General features: G+C 59.8%; 17 protein-coding genes. 2 read left to right on the top strand and 15 right to left on the bottom strand.

What is annotated here, in order from left to right; translation table 11 throughout:
• Positions 1–64: 64 nt before the first annotated feature.
• The 3 genes from AC3IT6_RS08595 to AC3IT6_RS08585 all read right to left on the bottom strand — a co-directional run bounded on the left by AC3IT6_RS08595 (position 65) and on the right by AC3IT6_RS08585 (position 4,263).
• Positions 65–793, bottom strand: coding sequence for an amidotransferase (locus AC3IT6_RS08595; protein WP_489354890.1), 729 nt, complete (start codon positions 791–793; stop codon positions 65–67).
• Positions 794–888: 95 nt separating this feature from the next.
• A complete protein-coding gene (locus tag AC3IT6_RS08590; protein ID WP_489354889.1) occupies positions 889–3,033 on the bottom strand; it encodes a 3-hydroxyacyl-CoA dehydrogenase NAD-binding domain-containing protein in 2,145 nt (714 codons plus the stop codon).
• Positions 3,034–3,057: 24 nt separating this feature from the next.
• A complete protein-coding gene (locus AC3IT6_RS08585; protein WP_223459058.1) occupies positions 3,058–4,263 on the bottom strand; it encodes an acetyl-CoA C-acetyltransferase in 1,206 nt (401 codons plus the stop codon).
• 593 nt (positions 4,264–4,856) lie between these two features.
• On the opposite strand from AC3IT6_RS08585, the gene AC3IT6_RS08580 reads away from it, so the two are divergent.
• The gene (locus AC3IT6_RS08580; RefSeq protein ID WP_489354888.1) at positions 4,857–5,678 is read left to right on the top strand and encodes a c-type cytochrome; all 822 of its coding nucleotides are present in this window, start codon (positions 4,857–4,859) and stop codon (positions 5,676–5,678) included.
• Between the two features lie 118 nt (positions 5,679–5,796).
• Here the strand turns inward: AC3IT6_RS08580 and AC3IT6_RS08575 are convergent, their stop codons facing one another.
• The 10 genes from AC3IT6_RS08575 to AC3IT6_RS08530 form a co-directional block, all read right to left on the bottom strand.
• A complete protein-coding gene (locus AC3IT6_RS08575) occupies positions 5,797–6,606 on the bottom strand; it encodes a transglutaminase family protein (protein WP_150758897.1) in 810 nt (269 codons plus the stop codon).
• A complete protein-coding gene (locus AC3IT6_RS08570) occupies positions 6,603–7,553 on the bottom strand; it encodes an alpha-E domain-containing protein (protein WP_150724614.1) in 951 nt (316 codons plus the stop codon). The genes AC3IT6_RS08575 and AC3IT6_RS08570 overlap by 4 nt, the downstream gene beginning before the upstream one ends.
• Before the next feature lie 12 nt (positions 7,554–7,565).
• Positions 7,566–8,975 carry a circularly permuted type 2 ATP-grasp protein gene (locus AC3IT6_RS08565; protein WP_056721849.1) on the bottom strand — a complete coding sequence of 470 codons (1,410 nt, stop codon included), beginning with the start codon at positions 8,973–8,975 and terminating at the stop codon, positions 7,566–7,568.
• Between the two features lie 368 nt (positions 8,976–9,343).
• Positions 9,344–9,688 carry a ribonuclease E inhibitor RraB gene (locus AC3IT6_RS08560; RefSeq protein ID WP_108218961.1) on the bottom strand — a complete coding sequence of 115 codons (345 nt, stop codon included), beginning with the start codon at positions 9,686–9,688 and terminating at the stop codon, positions 9,344–9,346.
• A gap of 210 nt (positions 9,689–9,898) precedes the next feature.
• Entirely contained in the window at positions 9,899–10,132 is a 234-nt protein-coding gene (locus AC3IT6_RS08555; protein WP_223447031.1) for a hypothetical protein, read from the bottom strand.
• 217 nt (positions 10,133–10,349) lie between these two features.
• Positions 10,350–11,225 carry a polyamine aminopropyltransferase gene (gene speE, locus AC3IT6_RS08550; RefSeq protein WP_046042939.1) on the bottom strand — a complete coding sequence of 292 codons (876 nt, stop codon included), beginning with the start codon at positions 11,223–11,225 and terminating at the stop codon, positions 10,350–10,352.
• Between the two features lie 236 nt (positions 11,226–11,461).
• Positions 11,462–11,653: a PLD nuclease N-terminal domain-containing protein gene (locus tag AC3IT6_RS08545; RefSeq protein ID WP_489354887.1), complete on the bottom strand. Its 192-nt coding sequence runs from the start codon at positions 11,651–11,653 to the stop codon at positions 11,462–11,464.
• Between the two features lie 82 nt (positions 11,654–11,735).
• The gene (locus tag AC3IT6_RS08540; protein WP_489354886.1) at positions 11,736–12,266 is read right to left on the bottom strand and encodes a hypothetical protein; all 531 of its coding nucleotides are present in this window, start codon (positions 12,264–12,266) and stop codon (positions 11,736–11,738) included.
• A gap of 107 nt (positions 12,267–12,373) precedes the next feature.
• Positions 12,374–12,892, bottom strand: a complete 519-nt coding sequence (locus AC3IT6_RS08535; protein ID WP_489354885.1) for an ankyrin repeat domain-containing protein — start codon at positions 12,890–12,892, stop codon at positions 12,374–12,376.
• Positions 12,893–12,989: 97 nt separating this feature from the next.
• Positions 12,990–14,828, bottom strand: coding sequence for a long-chain-acyl-CoA synthetase (locus AC3IT6_RS08530; RefSeq protein WP_489354884.1), 1,839 nt, complete (start codon positions 14,826–14,828; stop codon positions 12,990–12,992).
• A gap of 382 nt (positions 14,829–15,210) precedes the next feature.
• On the opposite strand from AC3IT6_RS08530, the gene AC3IT6_RS08525 reads away from it, so the two are divergent.
• A complete protein-coding gene (locus tag AC3IT6_RS08525) occupies positions 15,211–15,489 on the top strand; it encodes a DUF3509 domain-containing protein (protein WP_489354883.1) in 279 nt (92 codons plus the stop codon).
• Between the two features lie 137 nt (positions 15,490–15,626).
• Here AC3IT6_RS08525 and mtnC read toward each other — a convergent pair whose 3' ends face one another.
• Positions 15,627–16,310, bottom strand: coding sequence for an acireductone synthase (gene mtnC, locus AC3IT6_RS08520; protein WP_489354882.1), 684 nt, complete (start codon positions 16,308–16,310; stop codon positions 15,627–15,629).
• Between the two features lie 4 nt (positions 16,311–16,314).
• Positions 16,315–16,860, bottom strand: a complete 546-nt coding sequence (locus tag AC3IT6_RS08515; RefSeq protein WP_489354881.1) for a 1,2-dihydroxy-3-keto-5-methylthiopentene dioxygenase — start codon at positions 16,858–16,860, stop codon at positions 16,315–16,317.
• Positions 16,861–16,870: the final 10 nt, after the last annotated feature.

Raw genomic sequence — 16,870 nt, 5'->3', positions numbered from 1 at the left:
TGATCGCATTTCAATGTGGGAGCGGCGGTGCGGCGATCCGACTTGCTCGCGAAGCTTCTAGCTTTTAAACCGCTTTGGCTGCTGGCTTGTGCGCGACAAACCGCATCATCCACTCGGCCACCGTAGTGCCGTGGTGTTCCTGTTCCAGGCTCGCGATACCTTTGGAGTAGACCTGCTCACCCAGTGCCTGCTGGCGAATCTCAAGCAGGGCGCGGGAGTAGTCGTGGATGAATTCCGGATGCCCCTGGAAGCACAGCACCTGATCGTTGATGTGGTAGGCCGCATACGGGCAGAAATCGCTGGAAGCGATGACCGTGGCGTTCTCCGGCAGCGACGTGACCTGGTCCTGGTGACTGATCAGCAACGTCAGTTCTTCGCGCACCGGGTTCATCCAGGGCGCCTTGGCAGCCAATTTGTAGTTGTGGGTGCCGACCCCCCAGCCCTGGGTCGCACGCTCGCTCTTGCCACCGAGCAGCAGTGCCAGCAACTGATGACCGAAGCAGACGCCCAGCAACTTGTCGCCGCGCTCATAGCGGGTCAGCAGATAGGTCTTGAGGGTTTCGATCCACGGGTCGGTGCCGAAGGAGTCGGCCTTGCTGCCCGTCACCAGGTAGGCGTCAAACGCCAGGTCGTCGCTTGGGTATTCGCCCTGCACCACGTTGTAGACCATGAACTCGGCGGCAATCGGTTGCTGCGAAAACAGGTGTTTGAACATCTGCCCGTAGCCCTGATATTGGTCAACCAATTCCGGACGCAGGTGGTCGGTTTCCAGAATGCAGATGCGTAACGACATAAAAAATACCTGACACGTGATGGGAATAATGCACACCCCAGAGCCTGCCTTGAAACGCTGTGACAAGGCAAGCCCCGAAATGCATCATCTCTCCCTTAGAACGCCTCCCCTTTGGCTGCTTTTTCCAGCAGCAAGGCGGGTGGCGCGAACCGCTCGCCATACTGCTTGGCCAGATACTGGGCGCGGGCCACAAAGTCCTGCACGCCGTACTGGTTGATGAACTGCAGTGCACCGCCGGTCCAGGCGGCGAAACCGATGCCGAAGATCGAGCCAACGTTGGCATCCGCCGTCGAGGTCAACACGCCCTCCTCCACACAGCGCACGGTTTCGATGGCTTGCACGAACAGCAGGCGATCACGCACGTCTTTCGGCGAGATCTGCCCGTCGGCTTTCTCGAAGCGGGTTTTCAACTCAGGCCACAGGTGTTTCTGGCCGCCCGCCGGATACTCGTAGAAACCTCCACCGCCAGCCTTGCCCGGACGCTTGAACTCATTGAGCAGCAAGTCAATCACGGCAAATGCCGGGTGTTCTGTCAGCGGTTTGCCTTCTGCTTGCAGGTCTTTGGCGGTTTGCAGACGGATATGGTTCATCAGGCTGAGGGACACTTCGTCAGAGATCGCCAGCGGTCCTACCGGCATGCCGGCCTTGCGCGCCTCAGTCTCGATCATCGCCGCGCTCACGCCCTCGCCCAGCATGGCAATGCCTTCATTGGTGAAGGTGCCGAACACCCGCGACGTGAAGAAACCGCGGCTGTCGTTGACCACAATCGGGGTTTTCCTGATTTGCAGGACGTAATCGAAACCGCGGGCCAGGGTTTCGTCGCTGGTATTGGCGCCCTTGATGATTTCCACCAGCGGCATTTTTTCCACGGGGCTGAAAAAGTGCATGCCGATGAACTTGCTCTGATCGGGCACGGCGCACGCCAGGCCGCTGATTGGCAAGGTCGAGGTGTTGGAGGCGATCACCGCGTCCGCGCCGACAACCTTCTGCGCCGCCAATGAGACTTTGGCCTTCAAATCCCGATCCTCGAACACGGCCTCGATGATCAGCTCGCAACCGGCCAGGTCGGCATCGCTTTCGCTGGTTTGTATGCGTGACAGAACGGTGTCGCGTTGCTCGATGCTCATTTGTCCGCGAGCGACTTTCTTGTCCAGCAACGCCGCCGAATGCGCCTTGCCCTTCTCCGCCGCCGCAAGGCTGATGTCCTTGAGCACTACCTCGATCCCCGCCGACGCGCTGACAAACGCGATACCGGCGCCCATCATCCCGGCGCCGAGTACGCCGACCTTGCGGGTGACATATGGCGCAAAACCTTGAGGCCGCGAGCCACCGGCATTGATTTCGTTGAGCTGGAACCAGAAGGTGCCGATCAGGTTTTTCGAGATCTGGCCAGTGGTCAGTTCAGTGAAGTAGCGGGTTTCGATCAGGTGCGCCGTATCGAAATCCACTTGGGCGCCTTCGACCGCCGCGCAGAGGATTTTCTCCGGCGCGGGCATCGTGCCCTGGGTTTTGCTGCGCAGGATCGACGGTGCAATCGCCAGCATCTGCGCAACTTTCGGGTTAGACGGTGTGCCGCCCGGTATCTGGTAGCCCTTCACGTCCCAGCGCTGCACCGCCGCCGGATTGGCCAGAATCCACGCCCGCGCCTTGGCCAACAGGTCTTCGTGATCGCTCGCCAGCGCGTCGATCAATCCTGCCTGCAACGCCTGTTGTGGCCGCACCTTCTTGCCTTCAAGCAAATAAGGCAGGGCTTTTTCCAGGCCGAGCATGCGCACCATGCGCACCACGCCTCCGCCGCCCGGCAGCAGGCCGAGGGTGACTTCCGGCAGGCCGAGTTGCACCGACGGGTTGTCCAGCGCCACACGGTGATGGCAGGCCAGGCAGATTTCCCAGCCGCCGCCCAATGCAGCGCCATTGATCGCCGCGACCACTGGCTTACCGAGGGTTTCCAGGGTGCGCAACTGGCCCTTGAGGCTCAGCACCATGTCGTAGAAGGCCTTGGCCTGGGGTTTGTCGACCTTGATCAGTTCATTGAGGTCGCCGCCCGCGAAGAAAGTCTTCTTGGCCGAGGTGATGATCACACCGGCGATGCTGTCCTTGTCGGCCACCAGGCGCGCAACGCAGTCAGCCATGGCTTCGCGGTACACCGCGTTCATGGTGTTGGCGCTCTGGCCGGGCATGTCGATGGTCAGGACGACGATCTGGTCCTGGCCTTTTTCGTAACGAATGGCTTCGTTCATAACGGGGCTCCTTGAAGTCCGGGCTCAGAGGCGTTCGATGATGGTGGCAATGCCCATGCCGCCGCCGACACACAGGGTCGCGAGGCCATAACGCAGGCGTCGGGCCTCCAGTTCATCGAGCAGCGTGCCGAGAATGGCGCAACCGGTGGCGCCCAGCGGGTGGCCCATGGCGATTGAGCCGCCGTTGACATTGACCTTGTCCGGATCGACGGCCATGTCCTTGATGAATTTCAACACCACCGACGCGAACGCCTCGTTGACCTCGAACAGATCGATGTCTTCGACCCGCAGCCCGGCCTTGGCCAGCGCCTTGCGGGTCGCCGGCGCGGGGCCGGTGAGCATGATGGTCGGATCGGTGCTGGTGACTGCCGTGGCGACAATCCGCGCCCGTGGTTGCAAGCCCAGTGCCCGGCCCTTGGCTTCGGAGCCGATGAGCATCAAAGCCGCGCCATCGACTATCCCGGAACTGTTGCCGGGGGTGTGCACATGGTTGATCCGCTCGACATGGCTGTAGACCCGCAGCGCGGTGGCATCGAAGCCCATCTGCCCCATCATCTCGAAACTCGGCTTGAGCTTGCCCAGGCCTTCCAGGGTCGAATCGGCACGGATGAACTCATCGTGATCGAGCAGGATGATGCCGTTCTGGTCCTGCACCGGCACCAGCGACTTGTTGAACGAACCGTCGGCTCGCGCCCGCGCAGCCTTTTGCTGAGAGTGCAGCGCATAGGCATCGACGTCCTGACGGCTGAAGCCTTCAAGGGTGGCGATCAGATCGGCACCCACGCCCTGTGGCGTGAATTGACTGTGCAGGTTGGTCGCCGGGTCCAGCGCCCAGGCCCCGCCATCGCTGCCCATCGGCACCCGGGACATCGACTCGACACCACCGACCACCACCAGGTCTTCGAAACCGGAACGCACTTTCATCGCGCCGAGGTTCACGGCCTCCAGCCCCGAAGCACAGAAACGGTTGATCTGGACTCCCGCCACGCTGACATCCCAATCGGCCACCTGAGCGGCGGTCTTGGCGATGTCGGAACCTTGATCGCCAATCGGTGTCACGCAGCCGAGCACCACATCATCGACCTGGCTGGTGTCCAGCGCCGTGCGCTGTTGCAGCGCGGTGAGCAAACCGGCAACCAGGTTCACCGGTTTGACGCTGTGCAAGGCGCCATCGGCCTTGCCTTTGCCACGGGGCGTGCGTAACGCGTCGAAAATCAATGCTTGGGTCATGACATCCTCGAACCGCAGTGCAGGTGGGTAAATACCGAGTGCCCACTCTTGGCCCGAGCCGCGTTTGATTCAATGACCGCAGCGCTCACAGACGTTGACGCTCACGCTCAGACGGACGGTAGTAAGCTACCGTTCAGGACACCAAGCTGTCTAGCCAACGGGCGCCAAAGAAGCTGGCAATAGGCCTCATGCCTTTTTTAAAGCAAATCGTAAGATATCCATACGAAATGGATCTAAGCCAAGCTTAACGCGGGCTCTAAGGTGAACTTGTACGAAGTTGTCGTCGGGTTTTGCCGAGGCACTCGTCACTACAGGAAGTGCAACGCGCTGCCATCATGGAGCTATGCGGGCAGGCATCAGGAAATAACAAAAAAGGCGGTCAAGCCATGTTCAAACAATCGAAAGTACGTCAAGCCGGGCTCATCCTTTTCGCCACCACGCTGTTGTTGATATTGCCGAACCTGACCAAGGTCATCGGCTAGTCGCGTCTAAAAGATACGGCGTCACAGTTTTTGAATTGCCACTCTCAAAATGTGACTGGCCCGCTACCCGGGCCAGCGTGGCTGTGCCAATCTTTGCGGCACTTGCACGACATGGACGGCGATCACTTGAAAATACTCATTCTGTTCGGGGCCATGCTGTTCGGCTCGCCCCTGTATGCCGCACAGCTGAACCTGGAGCTGGGCGCGAACAGTCGCACCTGGCAGACCGAGCAATTGCTCAAGCATCCTCAGGTTCAAACCATCGACATCAGCAACGACGTTTCCTACAAGCGGGACATGAGTTACCGCGCCGTGCCGCTGTCCGCGCTGCTGACCGGCATCAAGCCTGAGGACCACCTGCAAGCCGTGGCCCTGGATGGTTTTGCCGCCGAAATGACCGCGGCGCCGTTGCTCAATACCCAAGGGGCACAGGCGTGGCTGGCGATTGAAGACCCGGCCAAACCCTGGCCACCGCTATCGGAAGGCAAGCCAGGCGCCGGGCCGTTCTATCTGGTCTGGAGCAATCCGCAGGCCGGCAATATCAGCCCCGAACAATGGCCGTTCCAGGTGGCGAGCATCAAACGCCTGGCGCCCGTAGTCGAGCGCTTCCCTGCCCTGCTGCCCGATCCGGCGTTGAAGGCTGATGATCCGGTGAACAAGGGATTTGCGATGTTCCAGAAGAACTGCCTGGCCTGCCACCGACTCAATGGCGCCGGGGATGCGCAGTTCGGGCCGGACCTGAATATTCCGTACAACCCGACCGAGTACTTCGGTGCGGACTTCCTCAAGCGTTACATTCGCGATCCACAGAGTTTGCGTCAGTGGCCGCAGGCGAAAATGCCCGGGTTCTCGGCCGAGGTGTTGCCGGATGGGGATCTGCAGATGCTGGTGGGGTATTTGCAGCATATGGTTGGGCGCAAGGTGAAGCCGTAACAACATCGTACCTGTGGGAGCGAGCTTGCTCGCGATGGCGTTATTTCAGTTAGTACTTTTGTGACTGACACTCCGCTATCGCGAGCAAGCTCGCTCCCACAGGGATCACATCTGCCTGTTACTGCTGCTGCACCGAAATCACCGGCGCTGGCGTCGGTGAAACCAGCACCTTGGCGTGCATCTGCTCACACCCGCCGCCCCGGCGCATCCCGCGCACCGGGCAGGCATCCAGGTAATCCAGGCCCACCGCCAGTTTCAGATGGCGTTCCGGCCGGGCCAGTTCATTGGTCACGTCGAAGCTGTACCAGGCGTCATCAAGCCAGGCTTCCGCCCAAGCGTGACTGGCCAGGTGTTCGCTGTTTTCGCTGTACAGATAGCCCGACACATAACGCGCTGGAATGCCCAGGCTGCGGGTGCAGGCGAGAAACGCGTGGGTGTGGTCCTGACACACGCCAGAGCGTCCGGCAAAGGCCTGGGCCGCGCTGGTGTCCACTTCCGTGGATCCCGGCGTGTAGGTCATATGCTGGTTGAGGCCATGCATCAGATCGATCAGCGCCGTGCGATCGCGGCGTTGCTTGCATTCCTTCTCGGCGAACGCCCGCAGGGCGGCGTCGGCTTCGGTCAAACGGGTGAAGCGCAGAAACGGCAATGCCGACTGGCTCTCGTGTTCGGCCTCACGCCATTCGTCGATATCGACCTGGCCGCGGGCGCCGATGATGATCGCCTCGTGGGGCTCGTCCATGGTCAGCACATGCAGGATGTTGCCGAACGGATCGAGCTGCGCCCGCACCGGACGCGGCAAGTCGAGCTGCCAACTGAGCACGTGCTGGCGCTCGCTGTCGTGGGGAGTCAGGCGCAGATACTGGATGCTCGCCCGCACCTTGTCTTCGTAGTGATAGGTGGTCTCGTGGCTAATGGAAAGTCTCATGCGGCCTCCAGATAAGAACTGTGAATCGCGTTACCCAACTGGCGCACCAGCGGGATGAACTCGGTGAGCCAGGCGTGCAGGCCTTCTTCGAGAATTTCATGGATGCCGGTGTAGCGCAGGCGTGCGTCCATTTCTGCCGCCAGGCGTTGTGCGGGACGACCATTGGCCCCCGGCAATTGCGCGAGGATCAGGTCGATTTCTTCGGTGCAGGCGCGCAGGGATCGCGGTACATCGGCCCGCAGCAACAGCAATTCGGCGACATGCCGGGCGCCGGGGGCGTCGCGGTAGATTTCCGTGTAGGCCTCGAACGACGACAACGCCCGCAACAATGCGCTCCATTGGTAATACGCGTGAGCGGTGCCATCGCTGACCGCTTCGGCCTGATCGCCGGCCATTTCGTAGCGGGCATCGAGCAGGCGCAAGGTGTTGTCCGCCCGTTCGATAAAGGTCCCCAGACGAATGAAGCGAAACGCATCGTTACGCATGATGGTGCCGTAGGACGCGCCCCGGAACAGATGGGAACGTTCCTTGATCCACTCGCAGAAACGGCTCATGCCGTAGCGACTGAGGCCCTGTTCGGCGATGCCGCGAATTTCCAGCCAGGTGGCGTTGATGTTTTCCCACATGTCGGCGGTGATGCGCCCACGCACCGCATGGGCGCTGGCCCGTGCGGCACCGAGGCAGCTGTAGATGCTCGCCGGGTTGGCCGCATCCAGGGCGAAGAAATGCAGCAGCCGTTCGGCATGCAGTTCGCCATGGCGCTCCAGGTAATCGTCCAGGGTGCCGGTGATCAACAGCGGCATGGCCAGTTCGTGCAAACCGTCGCCGCGACCGTCTTGCGGCATCAGCGACAGCGAATAGCTGATGTCGAGCATCCGTGCGAGGTTTTCCGCCCGCTCCAGGTAACGCGACATCCAATACAAATCCGAGGCAGTTCTACTTAACATGACAGGCTTCCTTTAATCCTCGACCACCCAGGTGTCCTTGGTTCCGCCGCCCTGGGAGGAATTGACCACCAGGGAGCCTTCGCGCAGGGCGACGCGGGTCAAGCCGCCGGGCACGACCCGGGTTTCACGACCCGACAGAACAAACGGCCGCAAGTCGATGTGGCGTGGCGCAATGCCGTTTTCGACAAAGGTCGGACAGGTCGACAGCGACAACGTCGGTTGCGCGATATACGCATGGGGCTTGGCGATGATCCGCGCGCGGAAGGCTTCGATTTCCGCCGCCGTCGCCGCCGGCCCCACCAGCATTCCGTACCCGCCGGAGCCTTGGGTTTCCTTGACCACCAGTTCTGGAAGATTGGCCAGCACGTGGGAAAGCTCAGACGGATTACGGCATTGCCAGGTCGGCACGTTCTTCAGGATCGGCTCTTCATCGAGATAGAAACGGATCATGTCGGTAACGAACGGATACACCGATTTGTCGTCCGCCACCCCCGTGCCGATGGCATTGGCCAGCACCACGTTGCCGGAACGGTAGGACGACAGCAGCCCCGGCACACCGAGCATCGATTCCGGGTTGAAGGCCAGGGGATCGAGGAAGGCGTCGTCGAGGCGACGATAAATCACGTCGACCGCTTTCGGCCCGTCGGTGGTGCGCATGTAGACCTTGTCGTCACGCACGAACAGGTCCGCGCCTTCCACTAGCTCCACACCCATTTCCCGCGCCAGGAATGCATGCTCGAAGAACGCGCTGTTGAAGCGCCCCGGCGTCAGCACCACCACGCTCGGGTTGTCGATCGGGCTGGAGCTTTTCAGGGTATCGAGCAACAGGTTCGGGTAATGGTCGATGGGGGCAATGCGTTGCGCCGCGAACAGCTCGGGGAACAAGCGCATCATCATCTTGCGGTCTTCGAGCATGTAGCTGACGCCGCTCGGTGTTCGAAGATTGTCTTCGAGCACGTAGTAGGTGCCGTCGCCGTCTCGCACCAGGTCGACGCCGGAGATGTGCGAATAGATATCGCGGTGCAGATCCAGGCCCTGCATCGCCAACTGGTACTGCTCGTTGGCCAACACCTGCTCGGCCGGAATGATGCCGGCCCTGATGATGCGCTGCTCGTGGTAAAGGTCGGCGAGGAACATGTTCAACGCCTTGACCCGCTGGATGCAGCCGCGCTCGACTATCCGCCATTCGCTGGCGGGGATACTGCGGGGGATGGTGTCGAAGGGAATCAGGCGCTCTGTCCCTTGCTCATCACCGTAGAGCGTGAAAGTAATCCCGGCGCGATGAAACAACAGATCGGCCTCGCGTCGCCGTTGTGCCAGAAGCTCGTCAGGCGTCTCGGCCAGCCAACGGGCAAACTCCCGATAATGCGGGCGGACCTGGCCGCCGGCATCGTACATCTCATCAAAATAGGTGCGGATCATGCCGTACTCCTTGTCACTCGGACGTCCAGACCTTCGCAAGGCCCGTGCCATCGGCATAAACGCTTAGATTTCAATCGGTTGGATAATCAAGACGCACACACCGCACCAATCCTGTGCGACAAATGCCCCAACCTGATTGCCCCCGCTTCATTGCAAGGCGCTGTGATCGCCTATCACCAGCATAGTCAGAGTTGATTTCACTGCCTGGCAATGGCTGCGGATAATCCATGCATTCGCTGAAAAGCTCACCGAACTTCCCTTTTAGCCGTCTGCCCAGGCGGCTTTTTTTTGCCGAAGTTCAATGACCGAAAATGAAAACGGCCAACCCGAAGGTCAGCCGTCATTGCTGGTTGTCACTGTTCATAAGGTTATGCGAGTCGCCCTCGTACCTCCTGTTTCACACCCCAGCCTTCGATGATGCCGCCCAACGGCTCGACCACTGCTTCGAAACCTTGTTCGAAGTCGCCGATATCGTCGTAGGTGGCATACATGACCTTGCACAACTCCAGCGCCCAGGCGCCATCGTCACGCACACTGACTTGCGCATTCAGGGATTCACCACGGTGGAAATGACCTGCCGCCCTGCGTGCCCGCTCCTCGTCCGGGAAAATGGCGTAGAACTCGATAGGATGAAACCGTGAAAAGTCAAAACCGCCTTCTTTCATGCGGCGCAGAACGCTGCTGCTGATGTCTTCTTGATAGGCTGTGCTCATGAAACGTCCTCCTCAAAACGATGGATAGACTTTCCGTACTCCCTCACCCGCAACCGAACAGCGCGAGCGACGGCAACCGATGTGCCGGCGGGAAACAAGCATGGAGCTGACAAGACCAGACCTTAGCGATCCGTTCGCTGATCTCGCTTGCAGAGTAGCCTCAAGATAGAGCCTCTGCCAAGGCCTGGATGTGAATGCGAGAGGTGTTGCTCAGACTGGAGTAATGCCGAGGATTTGAATGCTGTTCTGGGACTTGAGCTCTTTGACGCACGCATCGGCGGTCCGCCCTTCCAGATCGTTCAGATCCAGTTCGGCGGCAACAGGAAGAAGCCGGGCCTTGATGAGTTTGGCGGCACGCTCGTAGTCCGGGCGCTCGGTGCACTCAAAGACTTCGTCGATGGTTTCGCCATGATCATCCACGAAAGTGACTTTCCACTTTTGCATTGGTGCCTCCTCGATAAAACCCATGAATGGGCTTACCTCTATCTCGACCTTGTTAGCTGGCTAATTGTTCCGCCTTGCTCCGCCGCAATTCACTGTGGGGGCGGCGGTGCGGCGGTCCGACTTGCTCGCGAAGAGGGTGTGTCAGTTGACAGAATTGCTGACTGATACACCGCTTTCGCGAGCAAGCCCGCTCCCACAGGTTTTGTGTTTCAACCCATCAGTCGTTACTTGGCTTGTTCACTGCCTGCAATACGTATTGCGGCAATGCGAAGGCGCCGATGTGGATTTCAGGATTGTAGTAGCGGGTGATGATGCCGCTGCCCGTGAAGCGCTGTTGCAGGGTTTCGCGGGACAACTTGCGATAAGCGGTATTGGTGGCGCCCCAGGCGAAGGTCATCGAACCGCCGATGTAGGTCGGCACGGCGGCCTGGTAGAAGTGCCAGTCCGGGAACAGGCTGCGCAGGCGACCGGCGGTGGTCTTCACTTCTTCGATCTGCATGAACGGCGTGCCGTTCTGGGTCACCAGGATGCCGCCTTCGTTCAGGCAGCGGTGGCAGGCCTGGTAGAAGTTTTCCGAGAACAGCACTTCGCCCGGCCCGATCGGGTCGGTGGAATCGGAAATGATCACGTCGAATTTTTCAGTGGTGGTGGCGACGAAACGCATGCCGTCGTCGATCACCAGGTTCAGGCGTGGATCATCGAACGCGCCCTTGGAGTGGTTCGGCAGGAATTCCTTGCACATGTCGACCACGGTGCCGTCGATCTCGACCATGGTGATGTGCTCGACACTGCGGTGCTTGGCCACTTCACGCAACATGCCGCCGTCACCGCCGCCGATGATCAGCACGCGTTTGGCAGCACCGTGCGCCAGGATCGGCACGTGGGTGAGCATTTCGTGGTAAATGAATTCGTCGGCTTCGGTGGTCTGGATCACGCCGTCCAGCGCCATCACGCGGCCCATGCGCGGGTTTTCGAAGATCACCAGGTGCTGGTGTTCGGTGCGCACTTCGTGCAGCAGTTTTTCCATGCGAAAACGCTGGCCGTAGCCTTCGTAGAGGGTTTCCAGGTAGTCGCTGGTCGGGGTGTTGCTCATGGGAAGTGCTCCGATGAATGCGGGTGGCAACGGACGGTTACCCGCCCATGATGGCCAATCGAGCGTCTCGATTGACCGGGAAAGGCGCGCATTCTACGTCGCGGAACATGACAGGTCGAATGTGGGAGCGAGCTTGCTCGCGATGGCGGCGGCAGATTCACCATCAATGTGCCTGACAGACCGCTATCGCGAGCAAGCTCGCTCCCACAGTTTCGGTGTTGTTTGTAGGAAATCGGTCAGATCCGCACATTGCCCCGCGGCCCGGCGATGGCCCAGATGATCAGTCCCAGCACCGGCAACAGCGCGATCAACAACACCCAGAGGATTTTCATCCCGGTCTCGGCGCTACTTTTGAACACGTTGATGATGGCCCAGATGTCCAGGACAAAAATGATCAAGGCAACCAGGCTGTTGAACGTGGAACCCATGGTGACGCTCCCAAAGAGTGATATGCCCCCTCAGGATAGACGGTCGTCGCGAGGGTTCCCTTTTATTGACAGTATTTTGCTATCAGACGTGGATCGCCACTTTCAGGGCTTCCAGGGATGGCGCGGCTGCGATGCCGACTTCTGCGCACAATTCCAGCACCCGTGGCACGTCATTGCCGTAGACCAGGACCACCTGCAGCTCGTCATCGAGCAACTGGCTGAAATTCATCAGCGTGTAGCCACCGTTTTCCTTGTTCATGCTGCTCATCTGCACCTGGATGCGGTTGAGCGCGGTCAGGGCTTCGGTCTTGGTCAGTTGCTTGGGCTTGAGATTGAACTCCACCCCCGGGCCGAACGAGGCGACGATCTGCGCGAACAGGTCCATGTAGGTGTCAGCCTGGAACAGCACCGTTTCCGGCAGGCTGCCGACCACCACCCACTCACCCAGCGGGATCGGGAAGGTTTCGTCGTAGTTGATGTCCGGATTGGCGGTCAGGAAAGCCTCGGGATCGGCGTAGGCCTGGGCCGCTTCGCCCGCGACCTTGAGGATTTCGTCTTCGCCCATGCACCCGGAGCTGATTTTGCTGATGAGTTCGACGAGTGCGGCTTTCATGGGGGAGGATCCTGTAGCGAGGTGAATTTTGAGGGCGCGAAGGATAGCGCATTAATGAGGGAAATGCGGACCTGTGGCGATGCAATCCCTCACCACAGGGTTCAACGTCAGCCCAGCAGTTTTTCCAGCTGAGCAACGGTATCGGAAGCGCCCATGGTCTTCGCCGCCTCCAGCGCGGTGATGCCATTGGCGTCCTTGGCTTTCGGGTCGGCGCCCTTGCTGATCAGGTAATCGACCACTTCGACGCGGTTGAACATCGCTGCCATCATCAGCGCCGTGCGGCCATCGAAGGACGAGCCTTCAACCTGGGCGCCGCCGTCGACCAAGGCCATGATCACTGCCAGGTCGCCCTTGAAGGCGGCGCCGGCAATCGGGCTCTGGCCGTTGTCGTTGCGGATCTCCGGGTCGGCCTTGTGCTCCAGCAGGACTTTTACCGTGTCCACATGACCGTGATACGCGGCCAGCATCAGCAAGGTATCGCCCTTGTGGTTACGCAGGTTCGGCGGCAAACCCTTGGTCAGCAGCGCGGCCATCATCGCCGCATCGCCCTCCCGTGCCTTGTTGAATACCTGTTCGGTGAATTCGGCGGCTTCTTCGGGGGTCATCTGGCGGCTTTTGTCTGACATTCGGCACTCTCTTTTCTGTCATTCGTAAAAGCCGACAGTTTCCCGAGCGCCCCCGACACTGTCACTTGTTTTTTCTCATGGGCCGCCATAGCCAGATTCAATAGCGGTACTTGCCGCCGTGAATGTCGGACAACAACTGTTCCGTGACCTGCACGTAAGTCTGTGTCCCCGGCAGCCAGGCATAGATCGGATCATCTCCGGTTTTACCCGGGTCGAAGGCCTCGTCCTTGAGTCGGGTCTTCTGATATTTGAACGTCCCGGTGGTTTCCATTTTCACTTTCACCCGCAGGAACAGCGGCACCGCATAGGCCGGCATTTGCTCGCGGGCGAAGGCCAGCAGCTCACTGAAGTCCAGGGTTGCCAGGGATTCGGCGGGAGTGATCGCTGCCATCCCGGCCCGGCCATTGGTGTTGCGGATTTCCACGCCATAGGCCACGGCTTCGGAAATAAGCGGGTGTTGCAGGAGGATGTTTTCAACCTCCGTGGTCGAGACGTTTTCGCCCTTCCAGCGATAGGTATCGCCCAGGCGGTCGACAAACTGCGCATGCCCAAAGCCGATGTTGCGCAACAGGTCGCCGGTGTTGAAGTAGCGGTCGCCCTTTTCGAACACATCCTCAAGCACGACCTTGGCGGTTTTCTGCGGATCGGTGTAGCCGTCCAGTGGTGCCTTGTCGTCGATTTTTGCCAGCAACAAGCCCTGCTCGCCCTTGGCTACCTTGCGCATCAGGCCATTGGCCTGACGAATCGGCGCGCCGCTGTCATGGTCGTACGCGACCAGCTCCCAGGACATCAGGGAAAAACCGATGGTGTTGTCGAAATTGAGAATGTTGGTGAAACCGATATTGCCGTCGCTGGCGGCGTACAGCTCGCAGATGTGATTCACCACAAAGCGCGTCTTGAACTCGTTCCAGGCGCCGGGACGCAAGCCGTTGCCGATCATTTTCTTCACATCGTGCCGGCTGTCGTCGGCGCTGGGCGGTTGATCGACCAGGTAGCGGCACAGTTCGCCGACATAACCGATGGTGGTCGCCCGGTACTTGCGCGCGTCGTTCCAGAACTGACTGGCGCTGAATTTGCGTCGGATGGCGAACCCGCTGGCACCACTGACGGCCGACCCCCAGCACACGCAAAGGCCCGTGGCGTGGTACAGCGGCAGGGTGCAATAGACGACATCGTCGGGGCGCATGTCCAGGGCGATCATGCCGAAGCTCGCCGAGCTGCGCATCCAGCGTCCGTGCTTGAACACGCCAGCCTTGGGCAGCCCCGTGGTGCCCGAGGTGTAGATATAAAAACAGGGATCGTCGAAGAAAACCTGCTGGCTGCTGGCCGGGTTGTCGCTGGCGTCGTCGAGACTGGCGGTCATCAGGTTGATGAAACCTTCAGGCGCGATACCCGGTTGGCGAGAGGTGTCCTGATCGGCGACGAACCAGGTTCGGTGAGCCTTGATCGACACCCGATCACGCACCGCCAGGTATGCCGGGACCAACTCCTCGCCGACAATGATCGCCACCGGCGCCACCAGATTCACACTGTGCACCAGGGTGTCGCGGGTCTGCGAGGTATTGAGCAGCGCACTGATCGCGCCGACCTTGGCCACCGCCAGAATCGTCACCAGCAGTTCCGGGCGGTTCTCGATGAAGACCGCCACCACATCACCCTTGCCGATGCCTTGGCCGATCAGGTGATGGGCGATGCGATTGGCCCATTGGTTGACCTCGGAGTAACTGAGCGTTACGTCGCCTTGCAACAGCGCCGGGCCATCCGGGTTGCGCAACGAGGCTTGCTCGAAACTCCAGCCCAAACCACACGCTTGGGTCGGGTCCTTGACGTTGGCGGCCTTCATGCCTTTCACCACCCGGGGGATGGCCTTGGCGATGGAAGGCAGCTTGCGGAGCATCATGCCCCAGGTAATCGTGTCGTTCGACGTGCGACTCATGATGCTCCCGTTCGATCTTTTTATTGTCGGGCTGCGATGACTGAGCCCGAAAATACGTCAACGGTTCTTGAGCTGTACACGCGGTTTTTGAAATGTTTTGTATCCGCGATCTTGATCTACGATCTTGATCCGCGATCTGATTCGCGATTGATACAAGGCCAATCGTGAACCCTCGCACACGCAATGGTTCCATCGAATCGCCGAGCGACCTCGCAAAATGCAGGATGCACGATGAGCATTCATGCAGAATGCACGAAAGCAAAAATCATCACAGATACCAACTTGTTGTTTTATAAGGTTATTTATAAGTAACCGAGGCTGGCACAATCACTGCAACCCTCTCCGTATGCTTGCCATTCAAGAGCCAACGGAGCTGAAAGACATGAACCTGATTCAGGAAAAATTTTCGTCCCTGTTCTCCAACTTCGAAGTCACCACCCAGGCCCGTCCTGACGGTGGGATCCTGCTGACCCTGAACGGTGGCGAAGGCAAAGTGTTCAAGCGCTCGATTTCCTACCAGCAATTGCACAATGGCGACCAACTGACGTGGGTGATCAGTGCGATTCGCCGCGACCTCGCCGAACAAGCCAGTGAATTGCCGCAGATTTCCATGCTGCAGAGCCAGCAACGGTTTGCGCTGCCGACCTATTACTCGCTGTAAAAAATGTGGGAGCGGCGGTGCGGCGATCCGACTTGCTCGCGAAGGCGGTGTGTCATTCAACGTTGATGTTGACTGACACTCCCTCTTCGCGAGCAAGTCGGATCGCCGCACCGCCGCTCCCACAGGTTGTCCGGTGTTTAGAACGCTGAAGGATCGATCCGCGCAAAGCTGTCCACGGTGACATGCCCTGCCAGTTCCCCACCCTCGCGAGCGAGCCCGCACGTAGCCATCCCCGCCATGCGCGCCGCGTCGAGTTCTTCGACGATGTCCGACAGAAACAGAATCTGCCCCGCCTCAAGGTTGATCGCCTGGCTGATGTTGGCGTAGGACTGCGCCTCGCGCTTGGGGCCCGAAGTGGTATCGAAATAACCCTTGAACAGTGGCGTCAAATCCCCCGCCTCCGAGCAGCCGAAGATCAACCGCTGGGCCTGGATCGAACCGGACGAGTAAACAAACAGCTGAAAGCCGTCCTGATGCCAGCGCTTGAGCGCTTCAACGGCGTCCGGGTACACGTGCCCCTTCAACTGCCCGGCCTGATAACCCTGCTCCCAGACCATGCCCTGCAACGCTTTCAACGGCGTGGCCTTGCGGTCTTCAGCGATCCAGCCCAACAGGATCTCGATGACCCGTTCGACGTCGGCGTTCGGTTCGTTGCTGTCGCGGCGCACGGCAGCCAGTTGCTCCGCCACATCGGCGCGTTCGGCGTGCTGACGGACAAACGCCGGCAAGTGTTTGGCGGCATAGGGGAACAGCACGTCGAACACAAAACTCACCGCGCTGGTGGTGCCTTCGATGTCGGTGAGAATCGCTTTGATCGGCATCGACTCAGTCCTCCAGGCGCGGGAATTGGTTGGCGATGTCTTCGCCGGTGAAGTTGGCGACCCAGCCTTCCGGGTTGTTGAACAGGCGGATCGCGACGAAATGCGGATGTTCGCCCATGTCGAACCAGTGCTTGGTGCCGGCCGGCACCGAGATCAGGTCGTTCTTCTCGCACAGGACCGCGTAGACGTAATCGTCAATGTGCAGGGTAAACAGGCCACGGCCGGCGACGAAAAATCGTACTTCATCTTCGCCGTGGCAATGTTCGTCGAGGAACTTGGCACGCAGTTCGGCTTTTTGCGGGTGATCGCTGTTGAGGCTGATCACGTCGACAGTGACGTAACCGCGCTCGGTCATCAGCTGGTCGATCTGCTCCTGGTAGGCGGCAATCACTTCATCCTGACTGGCGCCCGGCTGGATCTTCGCCGCCGCTTGCCAACGGTCGAAACGCACACCCTGCTCGGCCAGGGTCGAGGCGATGTCTTCGAAATGGGTCAGCACCTTGTTGGGGATTTCAGGGCTGGAGACGTGATAGACGGACAGGCTGCTCATCAGGGCAACT

It is taken from the genome of Pseudomonas sp. KH_017, assembly GCF_057840285.1.
Note: the sequence above shows the minus strand (reverse complement) of the source record. Positions and strands in the feature narration are given on the sequence as shown.

Coding starts and splice junctions, on each gene's coding strand:
- speE (WP_046042939.1), bottom strand. CDS start 11,225: ATGAGCAACACCCCGACCAGCGACTACCTGGAAACCCTCTACGAAGGC.
- AC3IT6_RS08535 (WP_489354885.1), bottom strand. CDS start 12,892: ATGTCAGACAAAAGCCGCCAGATGACCCCCGAAGAAGCCGCCGAATTC.
- AC3IT6_RS08555 (WP_223447031.1), bottom strand. CDS start 10,132: ATGCAAAAGTGGAAAGTCACTTTCGTGGATGATCATGGCGAAACCATC.
- AC3IT6_RS08575 (WP_150758897.1), bottom strand. CDS start 6,606: ATGAGACTTTCCATTAGCCACGAGACCACCTATCACTACGAAGACAAG.
- AC3IT6_RS08580 (WP_489354888.1), top strand. CDS start 4,857: ATGGACGGCGATCACTTGAAAATACTCATTCTGTTCGGGGCCATGCTG.
- AC3IT6_RS08515 (WP_489354881.1), bottom strand. CDS start 16,860: ATGAGCAGCCTGTCCGTCTATCACGTCTCCAGCCCTGAAATCCCCAAC.
- AC3IT6_RS08540 (WP_489354886.1), bottom strand. CDS start 12,266: ATGAAAGCCGCACTCGTCGAACTCATCAGCAAAATCAGCTCCGGGTGC.
- AC3IT6_RS08560 (WP_108218961.1), bottom strand. CDS start 9,688: ATGAGCACAGCCTATCAAGAAGACATCAGCAGCAGCGTTCTGCGCCGC.
- AC3IT6_RS08570 (WP_150724614.1), bottom strand. CDS start 7,553: ATGTTAAGTAGAACTGCCTCGGATTTGTATTGGATGTCGCGTTACCTG.
- AC3IT6_RS08545 (WP_489354887.1), bottom strand. CDS start 11,653: ATGGGTTCCACGTTCAACAGCCTGGTTGCCTTGATCATTTTTGTCCTG.
- AC3IT6_RS08530 (WP_489354884.1), bottom strand. CDS start 14,828: ATGAGTCGCACGTCGAACGACACGATTACCTGGGGCATGATGCTCCGC.
- mtnC (WP_489354882.1), bottom strand. CDS start 16,310: ATGCCGATCAAAGCGATTCTCACCGACATCGAAGGCACCACCAGCGCG.
- AC3IT6_RS08525 (WP_489354883.1), top strand. CDS start 15,211: ATGAACCTGATTCAGGAAAAATTTTCGTCCCTGTTCTCCAACTTCGAA.
- AC3IT6_RS08565 (WP_056721849.1), bottom strand. CDS start 8,975: ATGATCCGCACCTATTTTGATGAGATGTACGATGCCGGCGGCCAGGTC.
- AC3IT6_RS08585 (WP_223459058.1), bottom strand. CDS start 4,263: ATGACCCAAGCATTGATTTTCGACGCGTTACGCACGCCCCGTGGCAAA.
- AC3IT6_RS08595 (WP_489354890.1), bottom strand. CDS start 793: ATGTCGTTACGCATCTGCATTCTGGAAACCGACCACCTGCGTCCGGAA.
- AC3IT6_RS08590 (WP_489354889.1), bottom strand. CDS start 3,033: ATGAACGAAGCCATTCGTTACGAAAAAGGCCAGGACCAGATCGTCGTC.